Origin of the sequence: Pseudolactococcus piscium (genome assembly GCF_002441695.1) — a bacterium.
Taxonomy (GTDB): domain Bacteria; phylum Bacillota; class Bacilli; order Lactobacillales; family Streptococcaceae; genus Pseudolactococcus; species Pseudolactococcus piscium.
The window spans coordinates 1-670 of the sequence record NZ_JXJW01000063.1 but is presented as its reverse complement, the minus strand read 5'-3'; the positions used below and the strand labels follow the sequence as shown (position 1 = coordinate 670).

Sequence of the window (670 nt, the reverse complement as noted above, 5' to 3'; positions counted from 1 at the left end):
AGGGCACCTCTAAAAACGTATGAAAAGAGGTATAATAGATTAAAAATAAGCTAACGAGGTATTGAAGATGAATTTATTTGGAGATAGCGACTATCTTGAAAAATTAAGTTTAAAAGGAGACCCTCTTGAGCGGCTAGAAAAAGTGGTTGATTTCGAGTGTTTTCGCCCAACTCTTAACCGGATTTTTAAGTATGATTTAAAAAACAAATCTCATGGTGGTAGACCGCCCTATGACCTTGTTTTAATGTTGAAAATTCTAATTTTACAACGCTTATACAATCTATCTGATGATGCAATGGAATATCAAATGATTGACCGGATTTCGTTTAGAAGATTCCTTAAGATTGATGACAAGGTACCAGACGCAAAGACTATCTGGAACTTTAGAAATCAGCTATCAAAATCTAATAGAGGAAACTGGCTTTTTTCTGCCTTTCAAGAAAAACTTGAATCACAAGGGATGATCGCTCATAAAGGACAGATTGTTGATGCAACATTCATAGAAGCGCCTAAACAACGTAATCCAAAAGACGAAAATGAATTGATTAAAGCAAATAGGGTACCAGTGAATTGGACGAAGAACAAAAGAGCACAGAAGGATACAGCTGCTCGCTGGACAATTAAAGGTAATGAGAGACACTATGGCTACAAAAATCATATTGCTATAGAT

General features: G+C 35.5%; 1 pseudogene. It reads left to right on the top strand.

Features of this window, described 5'->3' with window-relative positions:
* Positions 1–67 precede the first annotated feature (67 nt).
* Positions 68–670 (top strand): annotated as a pseudogene (locus RU86_RS11835) (IS5-like element IS1194 family transposase); the annotation flags it as partial.